The organism is Mucilaginibacter gossypii (assembly GCF_900100945.1).
GTDB classification, from domain to species: Bacteria; Bacteroidota; Bacteroidia; order Sphingobacteriales; family Sphingobacteriaceae; genus Mucilaginibacter; species Mucilaginibacter gossypii.
Window position 1 is genome coordinate 1 of record NZ_FNCG01000035.1, and the last position, 22473, is coordinate 22473.

A 22473-nucleotide genomic window follows, 5' to 3' on the forward strand; every position below is an offset into this window, starting at 1 on the left:
CTGGCCGCGTTGGTGCAGCCCAAGCCCGAAGCGACGCACCTGCTTTGTTATGGTTACGACACTTATACCACCAATATCGCTTTGGAAGAAGCGCTGAAGCCGGATGTACTATTAGTCCACACATTCGACGGTCAGCCGCTGCCCCAGGAACATGGCGGCCCTTGCCGCATGATCACGCCGCAGCTCTATGCCTGGAAAGGCGCCAAATGGATCAAACGCATCCAGTTCCTGACGGAGAACAAGCTAGGTTTCTGGGAAGAGCGTGGTTATTCCAACACGGCTTATCCCTGGCGTAACGACCGTTACAGCGATTAAGCCAGGCTCACGCCGCCGTCCATGACGAGCTCCGCGCCGGTAATGAACCTAGCAGCATCGCCGCAAAAGTAGGTAACCATTTTCGCACGTCTTCCGCTAACTGAATATTGAACCCAGGCTTTCAAAGTTTATAAACAATGGATGAAAAATCCAAATAATTGTGTTAGTAGCAAAACGGCTGCCTGTAATTAATTCAGCCGTAACACAATTTATGCAATCAACCGAGCTCATGGAAATTAAATAATCACCTTAATTCGTCATAACACCTGCTCTTGCAACGACTTATACAAAGAGCTTAAAATCTGCATCTATGAGATACTACCTATTAGTTTAACCGTTCCCGGCCAAAACCCAGCCAAGGTTCAACGCATTGACCGATCAAATGCAGAAAGCCGGTTTTATTTTTTTTTGAAATTAACTTATGATTAATTTTTAATCTTAAGTTAATTTCAAACTTGACAGACTGAAAACAGATTAAAAATGTTTAAGAGCAGTTGCGGCCACTGTTACTCTACCACTATGGTGATCTTCCTTAGCGAGCTGAAATCTCGTTCGATCACATAAATATGTAAGCCTGACGCATCAACCGCAATTGCATTAGGTTCAGGTATAACAGCAAAATCAACATTCCCATCAATATTTTGGGTGTATGACGTGGGTTTACCTATTACAGTCGTTACCTGCCCGGCAGCACTTATTTTGCGAATAAGCCAGTTGTGATAGTCTGCAACGTATACATTCCCGCCGGCGTCTACCGCCACCCCGCACGGCCTGTCAAAAGATGCTTTTAGTGCGGCGCCGTTGGCCTTGCCTGCGGCACCCGTGCCTGCCAGGGTTGAAACGTTACCGGCCGGGGTGATTTTTCGGATAAGGTTGTTCGCGGCGTCGGCTACGTAAATGTTCCCGGTAGCGTCGGCAGCGATACCCAATATTTCGCCAAACAAGGCCATGTTGCCAGTGCCGTTTTTAAAACCGGTGGTATTGCTACCTGCCAATACAGTTACCTTTTTATCTGTGCTCATTTTCATCAGCAGGGTAGGCGTTGTGCCTCCCGAAAAATAGATATTCCCGGCCTTATCCGCTGCTATGGCAAACGGCTGGTAGTCGCCTGTGTAAACTGTTGAAACGTTACCATCGGGCGTTATCTTACGGATAGCACGGTTATAGGGGTCGGCTACATATAGGTTACCATTTGCGTCGGCTGCTACATTTGCTGGATTGTAAAATTTTGCGTTGGCGCCTTTGCCGTCTTGAAAGCCGGCGGTGCCTCCGGCAAATGTAGATAAGCTTCCATGGGCACTAACTTTTTTAACAGCACTATGGCCGCTGTCGCCAATATAAATATTGCCGAGGCTATCCACGCCTACCCCGGTTGGTACTTTCAAAAAGTCGGTAGTGTTACCGCTGGGATCTGGTTGGCTTAAAGTAATTACGTCTGCTACGGACGATAACATATAGGTAAACACCGGGCCGTTAATTGTCGCGCCGTTAACCACTACTTTCACTACTCCGGTACCCGCAGATAGTGGTACGCCAAACAATATTTGTGTGGCAGAAGACGAAAGCACATCGCTTTTTTTCCCGTTTACGTAAACTTGTATTGCCGACATGTCCTCACTATATCCCGTGCCGGTTATGGTAATGGCATCGCGGTATACGCCTGTTGTGGCGCTCAGTTTGGCGATGGTAAGCGGCGCTTTTACAGTAAACACAGGGCCCTGTGCATTATTGTTGTTTACCACGATCGTAACAGGGCCCGTAGTTGCCCCGGCCGGAACGGTTGTAGCGAGGCTGGTTGGAGTTGCCGCAGTTATAGTTGCTGCTTGACCATTAAAAAATAGTTTATTGTTATTAATTACCGGACTAAAGCCGGTGCCGTTAATAACAACGCCGGTACCGATGAGCCCTTGCGAAACGCTTAAAGACGTGATGACGGGTTTTATAACAGGAATTATGTATTTAAAAATGGGGCCAGAGGCAGATTTGCCGTTTACCTGGATAGTAACCCTGCCGGTGCCCGCATCTTGCGGTACGGTGGCGGTGATTGCCATGGCAGTTGCTGCGCTGATGACGGCTGCCTTTCCATTAAATAAGAGCTTATTATTGGCAACTGTGCTGCTAAAGCCAAGGCCGTTAATTGTTACAGAAGTATTGTATGTACCGGAGTCGGGGCTAAGCGATACGATGTATAGTGAGTCGGGTTTTACGGCAGGTTGCAGGTATTTAAATACAGGGCCAGTGGCGGTAAGTCCGCCGGTGGTTATGGTGAGGTTGCCTGTGCCGGCATTTTCGGGCACGGTTGTTATAATTTTGGTAGTAGTTGCGCTGCTTATAGCCGCTTTATGCCCGTTGAACATAACCTGGTTGCTGGCTGTATCTTTCCCAAAACCGGTACCGGTTATGGTTACAGGCGTATTATAAGCACCGGAATCGATACTAAGCGACACAATTTTCGGAGTTGTGATCTTGAGAGGTTCGGGCTCGTGAAATTTATCCGAACAGGCGACAATAAAACAAGATATAATAAGAGTAAAGCCAGTATGACGCTTTAGTTTTGGTGTGATATTCATCAGTAAGGTTTATTCCTAACTAATATAGGAAAAAAGGCCGCACAGGGGTTATAAAATCAAAAGATTAGTGACTGGCATGAATAGCATCGTGCTATCGGCAACCCGAAGATCGATTTAAGATATTGCCCAGAGCAAAATCCCTGTACAATTCCTTGACACTTGCAGGTTAAACTTACATTGGAAATCGACAGCCGGGAATAAGATTTCTAAATGTAAATATTAGGTTTACGTTTCAACGTTACAAGAACCAAAAATAATCAAAATACTCGTTTTAAATAACTTAATATCTGGTACTTACATGATGCATTCGGGCATCTCCGGCAATGCGGATTACTCCTTCAATAAAAGAAAATAAATTAGTTGAGATCTCTACCAGAAGTACCCCAATCTCATCTTCTTTTTACAGTTTGGAGTGTACTGAGTTAAGTATTTAGCCGCGATCAGCAGCATTAGTGTGCGGTCAGCCCTTGCTTCGTCATAATTTCCTTGATCAGTTGTTTGATATGTTCGTTCTTAAGCTTCACGGCCGCTATTTAGGGGGAGAGATACTGACGATGCTTTCGTCACGGTCCATCCGCATGATAACCAGGTCAGCAAGGTACATCGGAAAGTTTTTGGTGTGAATTACAGGCGGCCGAATGGAGGCCAAATCCATACGCTTATCCACAGGAACGTACAGAATATTTTTGTCTTTTCATTGTTGACAGATATAATTCTGGGGGTTGAAAAACGTAGCAGGGGGCGGTTTTTGCGGCTTTTGTTACACCTGTACGTTTTGTACTGTCTGGGGTATGTGCAATATACCCCGCATTCTGTGAAGCAAGTCGTATTGCTGTCAGGGATAGCGGCCTCAAAAACACCCGATTTAACCATTTTTCCTTCTCCGGTTAGTAACCAGTTACCGGAAGGGCTTTACCTAGATTACTGCAAATTGGATGATCTGTGTATTTATCAAGTAGAGTTAAGACAGATGGTAATAATGGAATACGGCTTGGGGTATCTGTTTTTTTACGTTTTGTTAATATCCACATTTCTACTCGGTCAATTGACTGTGCGCTTCATAAACTTGTTTTTGCAAAGTGTCTAAATATGCGTTAAAAGATTTAGTGTCTTCTTTAGTTACTTTTAATCGGCCAGCAATGCTGTTCCATAGGGGCTGGGATCATACTCGCGCCCGGTGGTAGTTTCCGAACGCTTATCGTTTACAGTAATACGTAGATAAATCGGCACCAGGCCGCTTTGATAGTTTAAATAAAAAAGCAAGCTGAAATTAGTTTTCATAATGTTTTAAGCATTAAAAAGTGAAACAAAATTAAGCTTACAACTACATCTTTACAAGATTTTGAAAATTTTAATACATTGATTATCAAAGTTATATGTCGTTTTAGGGAGTGGGGAATTTTTAAAATTTACTCACCGAATTACGCTCCTTTTTATTGCGAATTGATGAATAATAGTCATTTGACTAAAAAACAAAAGCCTTCAATTGTTTGATTTTCAGGATTTTATTCTGTTTTAACATTGAACTTAGTGGAGTCGGAGGGAACGTGAAAAATCACATAACGGGCTCACTGTCAATATCAATATTGGGGTTTTCGACACCGCTCACTGGATGCTCACCAAATGGCCACTAATTGACCTTATTATGCTACTTACTTTATTCTAAAGTATAAAAAGATAATATCATATAAAAATAAGATCGTTTCGAATTTAGTAGAGGAACTTTTAAGTGTTCGCTATTGTGTAAGAAATATAAAATTGTGATTTGTTGACCAGGTCGAAAAGTAGCTCTGAGTTGACTTTTGTAAATCTTACACAGCGATTATCACTGTAACAGAATATATTATAATATAAAAGGCATGATCTCTTGTTTGAGCCCATTAGGGAATTTAAACGCACTTTATCCGTTTTTTAAAATGGTTTTCTGAAGTTATAGAATATAGAGCCTGATAAATCAGCTTGACCTTCTTAACATTTCATAAAATTGGCTTAACGTAAAACCAAACAGGAGATTGGCAAGAAAAAAGTAGAAAACACCCGATAGGGGTAGTGCTTTTAAGCCAAATATTCCCTGGTTTAATGTGGGTAAGACAACCACGCCATTAACAACCCAGGGAAATAGCGAAAATAATAAACCCTTAAAGAATGTAGAGAGCGCCGACTTGTTAAAGAACGCAGCATAGATGATAACCATGACCGCTCCGGTTCCAAAATGGAACAGGATCCAAAACCAGTCTGTTTTAATAAAAGTTGCATTGGGAAGGAAACTCGGCAGTATTTTCAGTGTTAACTTCAATAAGCCGCCGCTTTCCGCTTTAATGTCTAAAATTTTAGCAAGCTTAAGCATTATTGTATTTAAGGTGATCGCTGTAAATCCAGCGATGGCAAGGGCTTTGTTTGGTTTCATATTCACTTGTCTTTTATCATTAAAAAGTATTTGGTGCATTCTCAGCAATATGGAGTAAATTCTTCGTTATTCACGTTTTGCCCACAGTGTTATGGTAAATGGCTATCTGGGATCTGAATCGGCAAAATATTAAGGCTCTGTCATTTACCCATTGATCTATACTAAAAAGTTCTGTTGATATTTGTCAATGCTTCACCGTTTCTTGTTGCCGGTATTTTGGTGTTTATGCTTTCGGGAATCTTCGATATTTCGATAGAATTTTGATTTTTAAATATTAAATTGCTGATTATTAGGCTTGTAAATATTTGGTTGTTTTTTGGCATAGTGTGTACAACAAAACAGACATCGTATGTACACTAACAATATTGTAGGCAAGAATAACTCGGAAATAAGCTCTCTCTTTGTACAAAATGTTGAATACCGTATGCCAGGCGACCCCGCTGTACGGACACTTGCAGGGCCGGCTCATTGGGAGCTGTTTAAGTATATTACAGCAATATCGGGCATGTCGCTCAGCAATCAGCAAAAAACACTGATCGTGGAATCTGTAAAACTTAAAAAACTACGAAAGCGCCAGTACTTTCTGCAGGAGGGCGATATTTGCAAATACATCGGTTTTATCATTAAGGGATCGACTCGGATGTTTTCAATTAATGAACGCGGACAGGAGTCAATTGTCGCCTTCGGATTGGAAAACACGTGGATAACCGATCAGGCAAGCTTCAACCAAAATGAATGCTCCGGATATCATATCGAAGTTATGGAAGATACAGAACTGTTGATACTCAACCGGTCGCAAATTGAACTATTGATAGCGTCGGTACCTGCTTTCGCCCAGATGTTTTCTGAGTATCAAAAACAACAGCTGATCTATAATCAAAAAAGGATCAACGCCGCGCTTAGCATGACCGCGGAAGAGCGATATTATGATCTGCTCAAAAACCAACCGCAATACTCCATGCGTTTTTCACAAAACATGCTTGCCTGTTATCTGGGTGTTAAACCGGAAACATTAAGCCGGATCAGAAAGCATCATATTTAATTAAAATCCTCGTGTTTCAGGTAATTTGGCAGGTTCGCTTTCTGTTCCCATACAAGACCATTTACGATCAAGCTCATAGGGTCTATTGTCAGAAAAGAGATGTTCAAATAGTAAAAAGCCCACTAATTTCAATTAGTGGGCTTCTCAACAGTTAGTCTAAAAACTCGATGATGTCCTGGATGACAACCGAGGGTTGCTCCTCGACTATAAAATGCCCGCTGTTTTCCACCTTTTCAACTTTTAAATTCGAAGTTTTTTCAGGTAGCGAATATTTCAGCCAATTATAACCTGGACCCCCGATTCCCAGCACTGGCATAGATAATTTGCTATAAGTTTTATAGTCGGCAATATCCTGTGCAAATGCCTGGTACCATCCGTTGCCTGCTCTGATAGCGTCCCTGTTATTATAAATGTTGGCGTAAACAGCGCGGTCAAACGCGTTGATCGATCTGTCATCTTTCAAAAGATAATGAAAGATATACTTTTGAGCCAATGCAAACCTACCTTCCAGCAAATCTTCCGGCATGCCCCGCATTTGATTAAATGCAAACCACCAAAGGAACGGTCGGGCAGGGTCAAGTTTGTCCGTCGGCGTTCCCAGCGCCGGCAACATAGTCACAGCAGCGAAGGATTCGTCGGGGTGTGGTACGTCCATGATAATAAGTTTTTCAGTCAGGTCTGGGTAGTTCGCGGCAATACTGAAGGCAACCTGTGCGCCAATATCATGCCCTGCAATAAAAGCCTTCTTGTAACCTAATTTTTGCAGCAGCCCATATATATCTGAGGCGATAGTTTTCTTGTCATATCCGTTGGCTGGCTTATCAGATGAACCCATGCCTCGGTAATCAACTCCTATCAGATGGTATTTCTTCGAAAGTTCCGGCATGACTTTGCTGTATTCCCACCAGTTTTGCGGCCAACCTGGCAATAAAACGAGTATTTTCCCCGTACCGCCTTCAACGTAATGAAGTTTCACGCCATTCACCTCGGAAAATTCGCTTTTGAAACCAGGGAGTTTCTTAACCAATGCATTGTCTGAAAGTGCCTCTTTATTAATCGATTGGGCAAATACGTAATTGTGAGAAATTACTCTGATAAATATGGCAACAACAGTAATTAATAAAGCGGCGCTCCTTTTAGGAGCACCACTTTGCTTTATTTGCGAATTGTATTTGGAAGCCGTTTGGAAATTGATTTGAAATATTTTCATGGCTCAAAAATTTGATGGTTGTTATTTTTTGGCTGCAGGTAATTTGTCCAGGAACACGTTCAGAGACCTGGCTTTTCCATTTTCCAAGATCATTAGGTCCATACCTGAAATAAGTTTCGGGTTAGACTTCGGACCATAATTCCAATAATATCGTACCACATTGGCGCTGTTATCAATCTTGATCATACTGAATTTGAAGCCTGGATTCTGATGCTGCAATTGTGTGATCCGGGCGTTCAGGTCTTTAAGCCCTTTGATCACAGCCGCTTCGTCAAAGAAAACAATGTCATCCGTGTATAGCTCTGTCAATTGTGCTGACCGGCTTTGTTCGTCGGTATTGTCCCAAATTTGAATCTGCAGGTCTGCGATTTTTTTAAGTTCAGCTTTAGAATATGTAGCCGGGCTTAGCTCGATATTTGATGAAGCAGTCCAAAGCTTAACAGCCGGGTTATGTTTTTCGTAACCCTTACCATGAGGATAGCTGTTCAGCTCGATGGTAGCTCCCCATGGAGTTTCAAAGTACACCCAGGTTTCGCCTTCGGTGTCACCGCCGCCTGATTGGATATCGGACAGAAACTTAACACCCTTGGATTCCAGGTAGGTTTTGGTTGCCTTCAGGTCGCTTGTGTATAATGCAAAGTGTGTAGCACTGATATCATCGCGATACGGCTGTTCTTTGCTACCGCTGTTTGGTTTATAAGCGAATAACTCGATGTTTGATCCGTCGCCGGCACGTAACATTTTAAGTTCAACCTGGTCTGCATTTTCATGTATGTAAAAAGTCTTTTTCCATTCTGCCGGCATCGAGAACGGCCCCAGTTGTGTTACCGGCGTGAAACCGAACATGTCATGAAAATAATTAACAGCTTCGTCAATATCAGGTACGTTGATCCCAACGTGGTCAATGCCAACGATACCGGGAGCCTGCGCATTTGACTTTCCAAGCGATAAAAAAGTAACGAGGACAAGGGTCAATAGTGTTGACTTTGCTCCGGATGCCAACTTGTTGTATTGTTGATTTTTCATTTTATATGATGATGAAAGATTATTTCTTAATTAGAATTTATTATGCGGTGTATTTTTCCAGCCATTTAGCTTTAATAGCGGCCCTGGTTTCAATAAATTCGATATCGGTACCTTGAGCAATGGCATCAAGTGGTTTACGGAGTGGTCGTGTACCAGCCGGCATTTCGATGAGTTCCAGGATGCCATTGGCAATAACCTGAGGATCCATGTTGAATTGCTGCATTTTACCAAAAAGGGCTGTTCCAATGGCGTTGAATTTTTGAGTGGCTGCATCGCCATAGGCCTCGGTGATAGCTGCTTTGTCTGAATTGACACCTTGTTTCTGGCTGGTGTTCATTTCTGTTGGATATACGCCCGGTTGAATGCTTACATTCTCAATACCGAATTCTGCCAGCTCGTCCTGTAAACCTTCGGTGATGCTTTCAACGCCGAATTTTGAAGCCAGGTATGGGATCATAAACGGCATAGTATGGCCGCTTGCCCCTGAAGTAATATTGATAATCAAACCTTTACCTGCGGCCCTCATAGTTGGTAACACAGCCTGGTAAGTACGGACAACACCATAAAAGTTTACTTCAAACATTTGGCGGATCCGGTCTAAGCTATAGGCTTCCAGCAAACCGAAACCGGCAACGGCCGCATTATTTACCAATACATCGATCCTGCCGTATTTAGCTATCATATTTGCAAAGGCGTTTGTAACCGATTCGTCTTTGGTTATGTCTATCTCAACTACATCTACATTTGGCAGCTGCGACAATTGGTTGGCAACTTCTGCGTTCTTTCCGTCGATATCACGCATTCCTGCTATAACTGTATAGCCAGCTGTTGAAAGGGTTTCTGTAGTTAATTTTCCGAAGCCTGAGCTTGTTCCTGTGATGAATACTATCTGTGACATTTTCTTAAGTTTTTGTTGTTGTTGATATCTCAAAGGTCATATAATGGGCTTGCCCACACATTGACATGAAATAAAAAAACGCATTGATATTTATCAATGCGTTTTATTGTATGTTGTTGATAATTAAGAATTTATTGTATTTTATTTCGGTAAACCAAGTTGGGAGAAATCTAAAATGCTCAAATATAAGAATCCCAGCTTGGGTAAAATTGAAACAGAACGCGGTTACACAGTACAAAAAAATGCCCGGAAAGCATGAGCAGACCGGGCGTCCAAGCTGATTATTAATCAGCAGGTAATAAAGGATTAGGATGTTATTTAGTTGAAGTTAGTGGCGCGGTAGCTACTGCTTTAGCCTGAAATGCTTTTTTGAGTTCGGCTGCCCCCTCGGTCATTGCGCTCCTTGTGCCGGGAATGTAGGCCAAGGCGTTTAGCATGCCCCAGTCATGGATCATGCCGTTATAGCGTACCGCGTTTACGCGAACACCTGCCTGGTCGAGCTTGCGGGCATAGGCTTCGCCTTCATCCCTCAAAACGTCATTTTCGGCAGTCAGAACGATTGCAGGCGGCAAACCTTTAAGCTGATCAACAGTAGCTTGCAATGGCGACGCATAAATTTCTTTGCGTTTTTCAGGGTCTGATGTATAGTTATCCCAAAACCACTGCATCATACTTTTTGAAAGGAATCTGCCGGTCGCATATTTATTGTAAGATTCTGTTTCAAAATTGGCGTCGGTTACCGGCCAGTAAAGCATCTGGAGCTTGATTTTTGGGCCATTTTTATCTTTTGCCATCAAAGCTACAACCGCGGCCATGTTACCACCTACGCTGTTACCCACAACCGCAAGGTTATTTCCGTCGACTCCGATTTCTTTACCATGTTCTGCAACCCATTTGGTAGCGGCATATCCCTGGTTAACAGCTACGGGATAGTGGGCTTCCGGCGATGGGGTATAATTAACAAAAACTGCAGCCGCGCCCGATTCGACAACAAGATCACGAACCATGCGTTTATGAACATCAAAATCACCCAATACCCAGCCACCTCCATGGAAAAACATGAATACTGGAAGTGTTCCCTTAGCGTTTGCCGGCTTTACAATATTGATGCTGATGGACTGTCCGTCTTCGGTAATTGTTTTTTCTGCTATGGTAATCCCTGAAAGATCGACCTTTACAGAACTTTGTGCGCCGGATAACACCGCGCGGGCGTCTTTTGGGGACAAAGTTTCGATAGGTTTCCCGTTGCCAGAATTAAGTACTTTTAAAAATGCTTTGGTGTTTGATTCGATCTGCGGATCAGATGCCGGATCCGTTGATTGCGCCTTTAACTCTGTTCCTATTGCTAAAGTGCCTAACAGCAATGCTGCTTTGAGGGTCATTTTTGTTTTCATGATTTTATGTTTTTCTATGGTGCAAAAATGTCTCATGGTTCAGAAATGCCGCTTGACCTGGGTTAAGAAAGCACATTGACTTTTGTCAACGCCTGCTTTTGCCTCCGTCCGTAAAGTACGGACTAATAAAAAAGCCTCATATAGAGGCTCCTTGTTGATATATAAATTTTTATCGAGGAAGGGGACATTCGGTTTATTATTTAAGCCATACGGATTACTTTGATAGGGGGATAGCAAGCCGAAGTGTTGGGCGGGTTCCTTCGAAGCGGTTTTTTGCTGCTGTTTCAAAAAATACTTTGGCTTCAAGCAAAACGCCGTTCGGTGCAAAATAAGCTAGTCCCGGGCCATATCCAAATACGCGCTCTTTGGTGTTATCGATACCGTATTTATCCTGGTAGTAATGGTTGTCGCCATTATAACTATCCTGGTTGAATTGCGTTAAGTAATAGGCTGCTGCTTCTATCTTCAAGCTTTTTAAAATCGAATAATCGACGGAGTAGTTACCATTGTAATACGCCCCTGCCTTACTTTTTTGCCCAATAAAGTGGCTATTGTAATTGAACTGATTCCTGGAACTTACACTAACCTGATCGCTCAGCATAAGTGTAAAGGCATGGTAAAGGCCATAGGCCCATACATGCGATGACGGATTGATATTATACCTGCTGTCATAACCGCCAACCGGTACGTTAATGTCAAATTCTACGCGGTGCGAGAACGGTTTGCCAAACAGTTTCTTATCCGACCATTGAACAGCTGTTCCCTGCACAATATCGCCTAAAACACCGGGATTAACGATAAAGGCCTGGCCACCCAGGTTTGATGCCGAGATTTGTACAAAAGGAACTATCACGGTAAAGCCAAGGTTGCCGCCCATCAGGCGTACCGGTGAAAGATAGATCAACTGGTTCATTTGCAAAAGAGAGTTAACCTTCAAATCAGAATGTGTATTTCTGCCGAAACCATCATTTAACTGATGGGCCTGAAAATACTGGGCGTAGCCCTGGTAAATGAAGCCCGGCTTACCGGCCACGCCATCGTAAACATTTGCAAGGCCAAGGTTGGTAGGAGGGAGTGCCGGATCTTGCGCGTATGTCTTAACGATAGCCGATAGACAAAATGCTAACAATAACAAGGGGCGCCTGGTCCGCGCTTTATAGTTCTTTTCTTTCGTTTTCAAAGGGGCGGTAACTTTTACTTCAGGATCGGTAGTGGCTTTTACCGGTTCATCGGTTTTTTTATTTTCTTCGGGTACGTTTGTATTGATTTCGTTTTTCATAGTGCAAATCTCTGTCGCCTCCCCAAAATGCACATTGATAAAAAGCAAGAAAGGCCATTGATATTTATCAAGAACTTTCCTTGTGTGTCTTGACAGCTCTTATGATATGACTGTTTAAACCGCACTGCCAGGTATGCTTGTTATTATAATTTGGCGGGATTTTTTCGGTTGCCGATTGATAAAAGTCAATAGCCTTTTTTATTTTATATCAACGGGCAACCGCCTGTAGCTCGTGACCTTTACAGCAAAAGTTTTAGATCATGACAACAGAAAAATTAGATATCAACAGTGCGCTTAACTGGCGCTATGCTGCGAAAAGAATGACCGGTGCAGTTGTTCCTCAAGATGTAATGGGCCGGATCCTTGAAGCCGCCAGACTGGCACCTTCGGGCATTGGCCTGCAGCCTTATGAAATACTGATGATCACCAACGCCGAGTTGAAAAAACAAATATTGCCGATAGCTGCTAATCAAATGCAGGTGGTAGAATCATCTCACCTGCTTGTTTTTGCTCCCTGGGATGATTACACGCCTGAACGTATTAACGGCGTGTTCGATTATTTGAACCAGCAACGTGAAAAGGTGTCTACCACTTTAGATCGTCAGCGCCAGTTCGCATTAAACTATTTTTCAAAATTTAGCAGTGAGGAGAATTTTCATCACGCCGCTAAGCAGGCCCATATAGCCCTGGGTATCGCTGTAGCTGCTGCGGCATTGGAGCGGGTAGACGCTACGCCGATGGAAGGTTTTAACGCACAGGAATTGGATAGATTTCTTGATCTGAAATCTAAAGGCCTTCGCAGTTCAATGCTGATGGCGATTGGTTACCGTGATGAGGCGAACGATTGGAACTTTAAATTGCCGAAAGTGCGTAAACCAATGAGCGAGTTAGTAACACTTTACCAATAAGCTTGATATATAATTGGAAGAAATATGGAAAATATCAATTTTTTGCCGGCATCCACAAGGGGTAATAAAAACATTGGCTGGCTTAACGGGTTCCATTCCTTTAGCTTCGGCGCATTCTATGAACCCGGAAGGGTACCATTTGGCCCCTTGCTGATATTGAATGATGATTTCGTAAAGCCTAATACCGGCTTCGGACAGCATCCACATAAAAATATGGAAATCATTTCTATTCCGTTGAAAGGAACGATAACCCATAAAGACAGCACCGGGAGGGAGTCAACTATCGGCGCCGGAGATATACAGGTAATGAGCGCAGGTGCCGGTATAACACACAGCGAATTTAATCATAGTAACGAAGAGGTCAACTTCCTTCAAATATGGATCCACCCGGAGCAAAGGGATGTTAACGCAAGGTATCAGCAAATATCCATTCTCCCGCGCAAAATCAACTCCGGCAAGTGGTTTCACCTTATCCTGATGATGAGGGACTTTGGATCTATCAAAGGGCCTGGATGCATTTAGGGGATTTTGAAGCTGGCGCAAGTGCTGCTTACAACATCAAACACCAGGGCGATGGTGTATATTTCTTTTTGATTAGCGGCGAGGCCTGGATAGCTGGGCATACACTGCAAAAACGTGACGCGGTTACTGTTACTGGCTTGGAGAGCATTTTAATGAGGTTTACTGAAAACTCCAGGATCCTGATAATTGAAGTTCCGGTAAAATGAGCGTGCTGAAATTAGGGAGTTTTCGAAAAATATCTTGTCTGTTTTAAGTTAATTGCGAGTGTGATTTGTTCTTTGTTTAAAATCAGAAAATGTAATTATGCGGTGGAGACGCCTATTGCTTATATTTGAAATTGATTTTACTTAACAGCGAACAGAGTGATTGAAGTATTTAAAAAATATATCCGCGAAAAAAGCAAGGTTTCGGAAGAGGACCTGGATAAAATTATTGCGGTTTGCCAAGTGAAGAGAGTAAGGAAGCGACAGTATTTATTGCAGGAGGGCGATGTATGGAAATATAATGCCTTCGTAACAAAAGGATGTGTGCGTACCTACACGCTCGATGATAAGGGGAATGAGCATATTATCAACTTCGCGGTAGAAAACTGGTGGACAGGAGATCGGGAAAGCCTTGCGTCGGGCGAGTCATCGATATTTAATATTGATGCGCTGGAAGATTCGGAAATTGTCCTGATCTCGAAGTCGAACTTCGAAATGCTCTGTGTCCAGATCCCCGCATTTAACGATATGGTGAACGGCATTTTGCAGAAGAGTTTTATTGTGGCCCAAAATCGCATCCATACATTTATCAGTTTATCCGCTGAAGAAAAGTATCTTAAATTTCTGGAGAAGTTTCCTCATTTGGTGATGCGTGTGCCGCAGGGGATGATTGCTTCTTACCTGGGCATAACGCCCGAAACTTTAAGCCGGATCCGTAACCAAACTGCGAAGAAATAGCGTAGGTTTTGCAGGTATTTGAATTTTCGGAAGGCATTTTACTTGAAATGGCATTGATAAATATCAATGCCATTTCTTATTTGATATCAATTAAAAACGGCAGCAGCATCAGCATTTTTGGATGTCGGTTTTTCGCTTTTGAGAGCTGGCAAACTTGTTATGAAAAAGATAGAAGGATTAAGAAAAATAGCGATCCGGTTGAATGGCACTACCAGTAAAGCTTACGAAATGCTTGCTGAAAATGTGATCGGTTCAAAGAAGATTCTCGCCGCGCCTGGGTTGACTGTGTATGTATTGGTAGACGGCACAATAATGGAGTTATATGGTCCCGGTGCCGACTTTCCGGCCTATTTGTTTGCAGATTCAGATGTTGTGGTCAGTTATAGGGTCAGCAATTTGGATGAGGCGCTTGTTGAATTGACAAGATCTGGGGCGGAAGTTGTTGCTGTTATGGATTGTGACCAGGGATCTTTTCGCTTTTGCCATATTCGTATAACCGGGCAAAGCCTGTTTGGGATATATGAGGAGCGGGAGTTGAGCACAGCCTCCTGACAAGTTTTTGGGCTGGTATGGATTTAGTCCCATACCAGCTATCAATCTATCTGTCGTGGTACAGTTCTTTTTTAATACTAAGTTTTTTCATCCTGGACGTGAGCGTACTTGGTGGCAGGCCCAGAATTTCGGCGGCACCGCCCACACCTGTTACCTTACCATTGCAGCTTTTAAGTACTGAAAGGATGTGTTCAGCTTCAATCTGCTCAAGTGTTTTCCTGTTATCGCCGGTGGAGGTTGCAGGCATGGAATCCGTTCGTTTCACAGCTGGCATTTCGATGCTTTCAACAATTTTTCCTCTTGTTTTGATCAATGTCCGCTCCATCAAATGGTTTAACTCCCGGATATTACCCGGCCAGTTATAAACCGATAATTGCTTTAAAGCAGCCGGGCTGAGCTCCGGCGCTTCCAATCTTCCCATTTCTTCGGCACTTTTTAAGAGGAAGTACCGGGCGAGGACCGGAATATCTTCCTTGCGGTCCCGCAACGGAGGCAGATTGATCGGGTACACATTTAGTCTGTAAAACAGGTCCAAACGGAACCGGCCTTCGCCAACTTCTTTCTCCAGGTTACGGTTGGTAGCAGCCACAATCCGCACGTCAACTTTAATTGTTTTGCTGCTTCCGATATGTTCAAACTGCTTTTCCTGTAGTACCCTTAACAGTTTTACCTGCGATTCTAAAGGCAACTCGCCAATTTCATCCAGGAATATTGTACCCCCGTTAGCTGCTTCAAATTTCCCGATACGCTTTTCGATAGCACCGGTAAAGGCACCTTTTTCATGACCAAATAGTTCAGATTCAATCAGGTCGGCAGGTATAGCCGCGCAGTTAACTGTTATAAATGGAGCATCCCGCCTTGAAGATAGTAGATGGATATTATGTGCAATTTTTTCCTTGCCCGTACCGCTCTCGCCAAGGATAAGAACAGTTACCGGGGTATCTGCAACCATTTCTACGTTATCCAGCACATGCAGCAGCGCGGCGCTGTTGCCATAAATGCCCTCAAATTTAGGTACAGATTTAACCGGTTGAATACGGGATGCCCGTCTGAGTGTTTTTGAATCACCGTTATACGCCAATGATAAAGTGTTAAAAAGGCGAAAGACAAACTTTTCATTCTTACATAAAAGGGTTTTATGTGAATGGTCAAACCCATTTTCGTTTCTGTTGAAGAATGCCAGCTGCAGTGTGCCCTCGCTGGTTTTGTTCAGCAATTGTAAGGATGAGTTTAACCTGTAGGGCGCTAACAGTCCACCGCCAGGGATACGGCCTGCCTGAAAGCTATGGAAAGCGCCCCCATTAAGTATACTCACGTCTACACTTTTTCGGATCTGCGTTTGACTGCCCTGGTAGTAAAATACCTGGATAAGTTGTTTGGCCTCGAGTGCAGGCAGTACCTGGTATTCGTTAAAGCCAACCCTAAAAAAAGCGCCGGATTCCGGTTTGTTACTGTTTGCCGGCGTATAGCTGAAAGCGAGGTAATCAAATGGGATCAGAGATTGAAATGTAGCCGGAATTTTATTCAGTTTACTTTCCAATGTTGTTTGCTCATCTGTTAAGGCCCTTACCTGTTGCTGCAAAAGCAGTTCGCGCTGTGCGGTAAATTGCAAGCTGGTTTCATGCTTGCTTCTTGCAATATCCAGCATGATCAGCAAGTCTTTCTCCCTGAAAGGTTTAACCAAAAAGCCGTAAGGTTGCGTGGCCTTGGCGGCCTCGAGGATACTTTGATTGGTATTGGCAGAAATATAAATAAAGCCAATGCCTTTTTCCTGCAGATAGGGGGCAAGTTCCGTCCCCATCGAATCGTCCTGCAGAAATATATCAAGCAGTACCCAGGTAGGCTGATATTTATCAACAGCTGCTTTCGCCGATTCCACACTGTCCGCAGTGCCGCACACGTTGTAGCCGGCATTCTCCATCATATTGGTCAGGTCATTGGCAACGATGAACTCATCTTCAACAATCAGTAGTTTTTCAATCATACTTCAAATTAGCTTTTCCTTAGCAGAACACAAAATGCGCCTGTTGATCAGTTTTTGTTTTAAAATCTATTATTATCTCAAACCCGCTTACGGTATTTACGGTTACAGCGCCGCGTATTTGCCTGGAAAGCCCCATGATCAACGTTTTTCCAAGCGATTTTGCCGAAAGGAAATCAAACCCCTCGGGAAGACCTACGCCATTATCGGCAAACATCAGGCGATAAGTGCCTTCCTGCAGGTGCAGGAGCGCAATTGTTATTTTGCCCCCGGCTTCATTCGGAAACGCGTATTTCAATGAGTTGGTAGCCAGTTCATTGATGATCAGTGCAAAAGGTATCGCGGTATCCGGATCTACCGCAATCGGTACCATGTTCAAATCAAACGTTATCCGGTTGCCACACTTAAACTCATCAATAAGATAATCTACCACTTCTTTTATACAGCACGACATTTCGATAGCAGCCCCGGTGGCTTGTTGAAATAGCTTTTGATGTACCAGCGACAGTGCATACAACCGGTGTTTACTGTAAACCAAAACCTCCCTGCCTGTTTTATCATCTATAAACGAAAGCTGGCTGTTAATGAGGCTGCTTAATACCTGTAGGTTGTTCTTTACCCTGTGGTGCATTTCTGCAACCAAGCATTCCTTTTCGGTAGATAGTTTATCGATATCGCCTTTTAATAAGGCAATGCTCAACTCCAGTGTTTTGATCTGCTGCTCGTTCACCTTTTTGTTTTCTCTTATACTGATACGCTCCAACAACAGCATACATCCCCCAATCACCAGCAATAATACTGTAATTCCAATCAACCAGCTGTTTTGAAGAACACCTATTGCCAAACAGCCTGAAATGTTGTCGGCAATATATTCTTTACTGGTACTGGTTGCCATAATAAACCCGGCATTTGGTATCGTCATTTTTGTATTTGATTATTCCTCGGCACGGTTTTGTTAGGTTTAGTCAAGCGTATTATTTATCCAAAAATGTTTTGAACAAATAATACGCTTTACCAGCAATCTGCATGCCCGCGAAAAGGTTGTTCTTTTTCAATTGCTTACGATTTGGACCTCATTAAATTCCCGATATTTCGAGAAATTGCGATATTTCGGTAACCGTATTGGGTTTGAAGCAATTTGCCCTGGTTGGGGCATTAAGTGCAATGTCCCTTATTGATCTGGTTCCGGTTCAGTATAGGGCTTGTTAGCAGGTGTATTGTTTCAAGTATCCATTATCAAAGGTCATGACTATTTAAAAACTACCTGTTGACCTACGCTAAATAACTGCCTTGACATTTATCAATCCTGCTTTTTAATCGGGGCTGTTGGATATCATTTTGCCGGGAGGATATAAACCAAAACGGGCAGCCTGAATGGCTGGCCGCTATAATATTCAGTATATGAAACTAATGGTTACGATACCTTACCTCTCGGATCATCGATGTGAATCTTGGCGATTTCGTACCGTACTCCCTGGCGATCAAGGATCCGAACGTTTTTAACTACCGTACTTAACGCGGTTAAAAATGTTTCAGCGTTTTCATGACGCTCGTAAGCCTCTTCGTCTGCCCAGCCCTCAAGCAGGTGGAAGGTATTTGGATCCGTTAGGTCTTGAGAAAAGGCATAATATATACATCCCGGCAATTTGTTTGCCGCTGTCATATCCGGGATCACGGCGTCGATGAATATCTGGCGGTCATCCGGATGCACACGATAATAGGCACTTACCGTAATACCGGTTGAAAGTGTTTTATCATGATCTGTTGATGTTCCTGTTTTAATAGAATTTTCCATATTTTAAACTGTTGATGAAATAACTGTAGCCATTGGCTAAATAATTACTGTAGCACCGCGCTTAAATTTCCAAACACACCAAGCTGGCCGAGTAAAATAGTGCCGGCAGTGTAACAGTGAAATGATTTTACCTTACCATTTTCCAGGTGAAATACATCGCAGCAAGGGGTATGTATCTCATTACCGGTAGCCGCAATTGTGCCGGCAGGCAATTGCAGCGGGCCTTTGTGCGTGCCGTTAAGTGATAGTTCAACCACCACTACATTTTCTTCGTCCCTTACATAAAAATCGTATAGTTCGCGGTGCATATCAGGGAAGGCTGTTGAATAGATATCAACCGTTCTGCCAATATCCGCGCCATAATATTTTGCGCCTGCAGATATATCCCAAAAGTAGCCGTCGTCTGTAAAAAGGGCTGCAAAAGCTTTGCTATCCTGTATTTCAGCGACACGGTAAAGCTCGCGGATCACTTTTTCGTTTTCTGAATTTGTTGGAGTTTTCATATGGTTCTTTTATTGATTTGATACAAAGGTTGGAATTGCCATTCTTCTGTAAATTGACATAGGATAAAAAAGAGGGTTGATAAATGTCAATGAGTAAAGTTGAGCACCGCAGTTTTTTTCCCTGCTGAATCCGTTAACGCATTGCGGCTTTTACTTCAATTCGGCCCTTGTTAGTAATTGTTTCAGTTTGCCCTCCAGTGCTTCTCCGCGCAGGTTCTTAGCTATCACCCTGCCTTCAGGATCGATCAGGAAGTTTTGCGGAATTGCATTAATACCACAAAGTTTCGCGGCAGTGTCGTTCATGTATTTGAACTCAGAAACCTGTGTCCAGCTTAGATGGTCATCTTTAATGGCTTTTAACCAGCTGTCGCGGTATTTAGGGCCATCCAGGGAAATGCCTAATACCGTAAAGTCTTTATCATGAAAATGCTCATAGGCCTTTACAACATTAGGGTTCTCCGCGCGGCAAGGAACACACCATGGTGCCCAGAAGTCGATCAATACGTACTTGCCCCGTAAAGAAGATAATTTTAACAGGTTGCCGCTGGTGTCCGGCTCCGCGAAGTCGGGGAGTATTTTGCCAATTGCAGTGATTTTCAGTTTTTCCAGTTTGGCCGTAAAACTTCTGCCTTCTTTACTTGCTTTTACATCTTCTCCAAATTTATTAAATATAGGTTGCAGCAATGAATAATCGGCGGTATAAGCATAGTCGCCCAAGGCCAGAATCCCGGCTATTGATGCTGTATGATTTTCAGCAAATCGTCGTTTTGAGGCATAATAAGCCGAATCGATAGCCGCTTCTTTGATCTGTTGCTTAGCTTTAAAGCTTGCCGCTTTACGTTCTTGTTCGGTTGCCGCATTGGTTTCGGCTTCTAATGCCTGGTATTTGTTATCAAAAAACTTCTCTTCAGCACGGTATAACCGGTATTCTTCATTCAACCTGGTGCCGCTTACAGTAGCATCCTCAATAGTCGATTTGCCCTGGATGATCGTAGTGCCCTGCATAAGATAAAACTCGAGCTTATCGTCTTTACTATCTGTGAGCGACTTATGTTTAAGCGAGATCTCTGCTTTAACAGGTTCCGCGACAGTTCCGTTAAAGGTAAAATGCCCGTTGATGATCGGTGTCGCTATCTGCTGATGCGCACCGGATGGTGTAATGTACCGCATTAAGGCACTATCTCCGCGGGCTGAATTTTCGATAGCTCCTTTAATAGTGAAAGCGTTGTTTTGCGCGGTGGAAATGAATGGTGAGGCTACTAAAAGCGCAATAAATAATTTTTTCATTTTAATGATGGAGGATAATTCGATGACGTTGTGGATATAACTGTTTTATTTAATCATTTCTAAGCGGCTTCTTAACAGTCGGGGCCGGTTAACATCTTTTTCAGTTAACCGGCCCCGATTGTTTTAATTTAGAGCAACTTAGTTTACTCTTCTCCTACAAAAACATAAAGTTTTTGCACTTTCCTGTTTTCGATCACAAACAGGTCCATGCCTGTAACAGTGTCTGGCTTGGCATCATCACCAAATTGCCAAAATAAACGGGCGATGTTATGATTGATATTAACCGGTTTGGCTTGTGTGAAACGGAAATTCGGATTTTCCCGGTGAAGGCTAACAATAAAATTATCTATTTCTTTGTGACCATTCGCAATAAAGTGGCGATCGAGCATCTCTATATCTGTTGCGTAAATTTCGTTGAGAATTGCTTTGCGTTTGTCTTCATCCTGTTCGTTCCAAAGCTCGAGATGGCGTTCTATCAGGGCTTTAATCTCCTCCTCTGTAAGCGCTTCATTTTTAATACTGCCTTTAGGAGACCAAAGTACTTTTGTCGGTTTGTTTTTCTCGTAACCTTTGCCATTGGGATAGGAGACAAGTTCCATTTTAGCTCCCCATGGAGAAAGGAAATATACCCATGTTTCCCCTTCAGTATCGCCCGATGGCATCAGGAAAGGTTCGCCGAGAAACTTGATACCTTTTGATTTTAAGAATTCTACCGATTCATCCATGTTTGCGGTATAGAAACCGATGTGGCTTGCGCCAATATCATCACTCCCCGGATGCGATTTACTTCCCTGGTTATTTTCATAGGCGAAAACTTCGATGCTTGCACCAGTGCCGGCGTGTACCATTTTAATAGTTACTGCTCCTGTATCGGGATGCATATTGTTGTTCTCTTTCCATGCGATGTCAAGCGGGAATGGGCCAAGTTGGGTAACCGCCGAGAAACCGAAAATATCACTGAAAAAATCGATGGCCTGTTGCAGGTCAGGTACATTGATACCAACATGGTCAATACCTGATATTTGTGCTTTTGTTGACATGTTCTTGCTTTTTTTAATGTTTTTCATTTGTTTGTGAATATGACAAAATTGCCCCTTTAGCGTTGACCAGGCATTGATATAGAATAAAAAAGCACATTGATAAATGTCAATGCATTGACTTGTCCAAGCCTTTGAAGACTGAAACGATATTGGCGGATAAAAGATTTAAAACTGTCTCTTATTAGACTGATTTTTAATAATATATGTTGGTTTATATAAAGTTTATATTGGCTTGTATTAGCGATTAGATTTTCGAAATGTTGGGTTATATTATTTACTTTTGGCGCTATTAAAACAATCTATTTATTGATAAACAGATTGCCGCATTGGGTCGGTAACCTGGTTGAGTTTGGCCAATAGCACTTTGAAAGACAAAAAAGGACAATGGGTTTAAAGGTTAGTTTGTCATATCATTGGTTTTGCCGCTGAACTGAAGCTGTCGTTAATGATCTTATCCCGGTGAGATGCATCGGTAAAGCCGGACAGTCGAGATGCTTAACTTAGCAAATCAATGGACAAGAAAAAGTCAAGCCGCCGTGTTTACGATGCGGATTTTAGGTCGGATGTATTGAAGATGGTTTTTAGTGGTCGTTCGGTTGTGGACGTGGCCGCTTCGTTGGGGATCAGGGAGAATTTGATCCACAAATGGAAAAGCCGTTATAAAGAAACAACGGGATCATCGGCGCTGAAATCGCCAGGGTCAGAAACGCCGATTGTATCGGTAGAAGAATATGAACGAATGAAGGTACGTCTGCGAGAAGTGGAGCAGGAAAGGGATATCTTAAAAAAAGCATTGGGCATTT

22 protein-coding genes are annotated in these 22473 nt (G+C 43.0%); 8 read left to right on the forward strand and 14 right to left on the reverse strand.

Going from position 1 to position 22473, the window contains the following annotated elements:
• On the forward strand, positions 1 to 315 hold a 315-nt coding region (locus BLS28_RS30030), incomplete at its 5' end, for a molybdopterin-dependent oxidoreductase (RefSeq protein WP_176844482.1).
• Positions 316 to 821: 506 nt separating this feature from the next.
• Here BLS28_RS30030 and BLS28_RS30035 read toward each other — a convergent pair.
• The 3 genes from BLS28_RS30035 to BLS28_RS30040 all read right to left on the reverse strand — a co-directional run bounded on the left by BLS28_RS30035 (position 822) and on the right by BLS28_RS30040 (position 5292).
• The gene (locus BLS28_RS30035; protein WP_091176478.1) at positions 822 to 2885 is read right to left on the reverse strand and encodes an IPT/TIG domain-containing protein; all 2064 of its coding nucleotides are present in this window, start codon (positions 2883 to 2885) and stop codon (positions 822 to 824) included.
• 1125 nt (positions 2886 to 4010) lie between these two features.
• A complete protein-coding gene (locus tag BLS28_RS31090) occupies positions 4011 to 4166 on the reverse strand; it encodes an Arm DNA-binding domain-containing protein (RefSeq protein WP_176844613.1) in 156 nt (51 codons plus the stop codon).
• Positions 4167 to 4839: 673 nt separating this feature from the next.
• Positions 4840 to 5292, reverse strand: coding sequence for a hypothetical protein (locus tag BLS28_RS30040; protein WP_143020921.1), 453 nt, complete (start codon positions 5290 to 5292; stop codon positions 4840 to 4842).
• Between the two features lie 349 nt (positions 5293 to 5641).
• On the opposite strand from BLS28_RS30040, the gene BLS28_RS30045 reads away from it, so the two are divergent.
• Positions 5642 to 6334, forward strand: coding sequence for a Crp/Fnr family transcriptional regulator (locus BLS28_RS30045; RefSeq protein WP_256337585.1), 693 nt, complete (start codon positions 5642 to 5644; stop codon positions 6332 to 6334).
• Positions 6335 to 6485: 151 nt separating this feature from the next.
• Here the strand turns inward: BLS28_RS30045 and BLS28_RS30050 are convergent, their stop codons facing one another.
• The 5 genes from BLS28_RS30050 to BLS28_RS30070 form a co-directional block, all read right to left on the reverse strand.
• Positions 6486 to 7544, reverse strand: a complete 1059-nt coding sequence (locus BLS28_RS30050; protein WP_091176483.1) for an alpha/beta fold hydrolase — start codon at positions 7542 to 7544, stop codon at positions 6486 to 6488.
• Positions 7545 to 7565: 21 nt separating this feature from the next.
• Positions 7566 to 8570, reverse strand: coding sequence for a VOC family protein (locus BLS28_RS30055; protein WP_091176485.1), 1005 nt, complete (start codon positions 8568 to 8570; stop codon positions 7566 to 7568).
• 40 nt (positions 8571 to 8610) lie between these two features.
• Positions 8611 to 9468 carry an SDR family oxidoreductase gene (locus BLS28_RS30060; protein ID WP_091176487.1) on the reverse strand — a complete coding sequence of 286 codons (858 nt, stop codon included), beginning with the start codon at positions 9466 to 9468 and terminating at the stop codon, positions 8611 to 8613.
• A gap of 314 nt (positions 9469 to 9782) precedes the next feature.
• On the reverse strand, positions 9783 to 10862 hold the full coding sequence (locus tag BLS28_RS30065) for an alpha/beta hydrolase (protein WP_256337586.1): 1080 nt from the start codon (positions 10860 to 10862) through the stop codon (positions 9783 to 9785).
• Between the two features lie 214 nt (positions 10863 to 11076).
• On the reverse strand, positions 11077 to 12141 hold the full coding sequence (locus BLS28_RS30070; RefSeq protein ID WP_091176489.1) for a SphA family protein: 1065 nt from the start codon (positions 12139 to 12141) through the stop codon (positions 11077 to 11079).
• A gap of 260 nt (positions 12142 to 12401) precedes the next feature.
• On the opposite strand from BLS28_RS30070, the gene BLS28_RS30075 reads away from it, so the two are divergent.
• From BLS28_RS30075 to BLS28_RS30090, 5 genes are all read left to right on the forward strand, one after another.
• Positions 12402 to 13049, forward strand: coding sequence for a nitroreductase family protein (locus BLS28_RS30075; RefSeq protein ID WP_091176491.1), 648 nt, complete (start codon positions 12402 to 12404; stop codon positions 13047 to 13049).
• A 24-nt stretch (positions 13050 to 13073) separates the two neighbouring features.
• Positions 13074 to 13571 (forward strand): pirin family protein, encoded by a 498-nt coding sequence (locus tag BLS28_RS30080; RefSeq protein ID WP_218134529.1) that lies wholly within the window; start codon positions 13074 to 13076, stop codon positions 13569 to 13571.
• The gene (locus BLS28_RS31275) at positions 13562 to 13777 is read left to right on the forward strand and encodes a pirin family protein (protein WP_256337587.1); all 216 of its coding nucleotides are present in this window, start codon (positions 13562 to 13564) and stop codon (positions 13775 to 13777) included. Before BLS28_RS30080 ends, BLS28_RS31275 begins: the two co-directional genes overlap by 10 nt.
• A 156-nt stretch (positions 13778 to 13933) precedes the next feature.
• Positions 13934 to 14512 carry a Crp/Fnr family transcriptional regulator gene (locus BLS28_RS30085; RefSeq protein WP_091176493.1) on the forward strand — a complete coding sequence of 193 codons (579 nt, stop codon included), beginning with the start codon at positions 13934 to 13936 and terminating at the stop codon, positions 14510 to 14512.
• A 159-nt stretch (positions 14513 to 14671) separates the two neighbouring features.
• Entirely contained in the window at positions 14672 to 15064 is a 393-nt protein-coding gene (locus tag BLS28_RS30090; protein ID WP_143020922.1) for a hypothetical protein, read from the forward strand.
• Between the two features lie 46 nt (positions 15065 to 15110).
• Here BLS28_RS30090 and BLS28_RS30095 read toward each other — a convergent pair whose 3' ends face one another.
• The 6 genes from BLS28_RS30095 to BLS28_RS30120 form a co-directional block, all read right to left on the reverse strand.
• On the reverse strand, positions 15111 to 17048 hold the full coding sequence (locus tag BLS28_RS30095; protein WP_091176497.1) for a sigma-54 dependent transcriptional regulator: 1938 nt from the start codon (positions 17046 to 17048) through the stop codon (positions 15111 to 15113).
• A 19-nt stretch (positions 17049 to 17067) separates the two neighbouring features.
• Positions 17068 to 17967, reverse strand: a complete 900-nt coding sequence (locus BLS28_RS30100) for a sensor histidine kinase (protein WP_091176500.1) — start codon at positions 17965 to 17967, stop codon at positions 17068 to 17070.
• Positions 17968 to 18459: 492 nt separating this feature from the next.
• Positions 18460 to 18840, reverse strand: a complete 381-nt coding sequence (locus BLS28_RS30105; protein WP_091176502.1) for a putative quinol monooxygenase — start codon at positions 18838 to 18840, stop codon at positions 18460 to 18462.
• A 44-nt stretch (positions 18841 to 18884) separates the two neighbouring features.
• Complete coding sequence (locus BLS28_RS30110) at positions 18885 to 19343, reverse strand: nuclear transport factor 2 family protein (RefSeq protein ID WP_091176505.1); 459 nt, start codon at positions 19341 to 19343, stop codon at positions 18885 to 18887.
• A 150-nt stretch (positions 19344 to 19493) separates the two neighbouring features.
• A complete protein-coding gene (locus BLS28_RS30115; protein WP_091176507.1) occupies positions 19494 to 20630 on the reverse strand; it encodes a TlpA disulfide reductase family protein in 1137 nt (378 codons plus the stop codon).
• A 143-nt stretch (positions 20631 to 20773) separates the two neighbouring features.
• A complete protein-coding gene (locus BLS28_RS30120) occupies positions 20774 to 21670 on the reverse strand; it encodes a VOC family protein (RefSeq protein ID WP_218134531.1) in 897 nt (298 codons plus the stop codon).
• Between the two features lie 511 nt (positions 21671 to 22181).
• Between BLS28_RS30120 and BLS28_RS30125 the strand changes: the two genes are divergently transcribed.
• A partial coding sequence (locus BLS28_RS30125) for a transposase (protein ID WP_143020685.1) occupies positions 22182 to 22473 on the forward strand: 292 nt, incomplete at its 3' end.

Excerpts from the sequence above, each read along its gene's own strand:
- BLS28_RS30065 (WP_256337586.1), bottom strand. The coding sequence starts at position 10,862 with ATGAAAACAAAAATGACCCTCAAAGCAGCATTGCTGTTAGGCACTTTA.
- BLS28_RS30105 (WP_091176502.1), bottom strand. The coding sequence starts at position 18,840 with ATGGAAAATTCTATTAAAACAGGAACATCAACAGATCATGATAAAACA.
- BLS28_RS30110 (WP_091176505.1), bottom strand. The coding sequence starts at position 19,343 with ATGAAAACTCCAACAAATTCAGAAAACGAAAAAGTGATCCGCGAGCTT.
- BLS28_RS30045 (WP_256337585.1), top strand. The coding sequence starts at position 5,642 with ATGTACACTAACAATATTGTAGGCAAGAATAACTCGGAAATAAGCTCT.
- BLS28_RS30115 (WP_091176507.1), bottom strand. The coding sequence starts at position 20,630 with ATGAAAAAATTATTTATTGCGCTTTTAGTAGCCTCACCATTCATTTCC.
- BLS28_RS30120 (WP_218134531.1), bottom strand. The coding sequence starts at position 21,670 with ATGTCAACAAAAGCACAAATATCAGGTATTGACCATGTTGGTATCAAT.
- BLS28_RS30095 (WP_091176497.1), bottom strand. The coding sequence starts at position 17,048 with ATGATTGAAAAACTACTGATTGTTGAAGATGAGTTCATCGTTGCCAAT.
- BLS28_RS30035 (WP_091176478.1), bottom strand. The coding sequence starts at position 2,885 with ATGAATATCACACCAAAACTAAAGCGTCATACTGGCTTTACTCTTATT.
- BLS28_RS31090 (WP_176844613.1), bottom strand. The coding sequence starts at position 4,166 with ATGAAAACTAATTTCAGCTTGCTTTTTTATTTAAACTATCAAAGCGGC.
- BLS28_RS30100 (WP_091176500.1), bottom strand. The coding sequence starts at position 17,967 with ATGACGATACCAAATGCCGGGTTTATTATGGCAACCAGTACCAGTAAA.
- BLS28_RS30090 (WP_143020922.1), top strand. The coding sequence starts at position 14,672 with ATGAAAAAGATAGAAGGATTAAGAAAAATAGCGATCCGGTTGAATGGC.
- BLS28_RS30080 (WP_218134529.1), top strand. The coding sequence starts at position 13,074 with ATGGAAAATATCAATTTTTTGCCGGCATCCACAAGGGGTAATAAAAAC.
- BLS28_RS30040 (WP_143020921.1), bottom strand. The coding sequence starts at position 5,292 with ATGAAACCAAACAAAGCCCTTGCCATCGCTGGATTTACAGCGATCACC.
- BLS28_RS30055 (WP_091176485.1), bottom strand. The coding sequence starts at position 8,570 with ATGAAAAATCAACAATACAACAAGTTGGCATCCGGAGCAAAGTCAACA.
- BLS28_RS30075 (WP_091176491.1), top strand. The coding sequence starts at position 12,402 with ATGACAACAGAAAAATTAGATATCAACAGTGCGCTTAACTGGCGCTAT.
- BLS28_RS30050 (WP_091176483.1), bottom strand. The coding sequence starts at position 7,544 with ATGAAAATATTTCAAATCAATTTCCAAACGGCTTCCAAATACAATTCG.
- BLS28_RS31275 (WP_256337587.1), top strand. The coding sequence starts at position 13,562 with ATGCATTTAGGGGATTTTGAAGCTGGCGCAAGTGCTGCTTACAACATC.
- BLS28_RS30060 (WP_091176487.1), bottom strand. The coding sequence starts at position 9,468 with ATGTCACAGATAGTATTCATCACAGGAACAAGCTCAGGCTTCGGAAAA.
- BLS28_RS30070 (WP_091176489.1), bottom strand. The coding sequence starts at position 12,141 with ATGAAAAACGAAATCAATACAAACGTACCCGAAGAAAATAAAAAAACC.